Below are 603 nucleotides of genomic sequence, written 5' to 3'. Positions count from 1 at the left end.
AGTTGGATAAGGTCTGAAGCAATCCAATTTGCTTTTCGCATTTTCGCCTATACTTCCCCAGGCAATACTGCTTCTGTTTCTTTGAGTGGTGATCAATATGAAAAAAAGTCATTCCAAACTGACTTTTCCCACTTGGCAAAAGCTGTTAAGACGCAGTTTATCACTTATGCTCCTGCCCTTGTTATGGGCCAACCCTACATTTGCACAAAATGGCGACTATCCAGTATTGCAGAATGGGCAGGCTTTACCCCATCTCATGGCTGAGACTGAAGAGTTACGGAGTGGAAATTGCACACAGAGTGGGCAGTTCTGTCATAGTGACTGTTCCGACTGCTGCAGCAAGAGCTGCCACGAGTGTAATCCCTGTGGATTGATTGGTTGCGGACACTGTTGTAATTAGTCTGATCACATGTGTTTGACCGGCTCTGTTCACAATAGATATTGGTAGTACTTCAGTACAGAATATATGTCTTGCTATACGTGATTCATAGAGAAATCAGAAATTCCCTCTATGCCGCATATTTACTGACTTCCATATGTAAACCAACATCTATTGTTAACAGAGCCTGTTTGACCTGAACACAGTAAAGTCTGTTAGAGTAG

General features: G+C 42.6%; 1 protein-coding gene. It reads left to right on the top strand.

Annotated elements, in window-relative coordinates; all coding sequences use genetic code 11:
* Window positions 1-264: hypothetical protein (locus ACY2RQ_RS19715; RefSeq protein ID WP_490114722.1), on the top strand; the 264-nt coding region annotated here is incomplete at its 5' end.
* Window positions 265-603: the final 339 nt, after the last annotated feature.

Source organism: Parendozoicomonas sp. 209JJ7-1 (assembly GCF_058147085.1).
The sequence above is the reverse complement of the archived record's forward strand: the minus strand, read 5'-3'. Positions and strand labels throughout refer to the sequence as shown.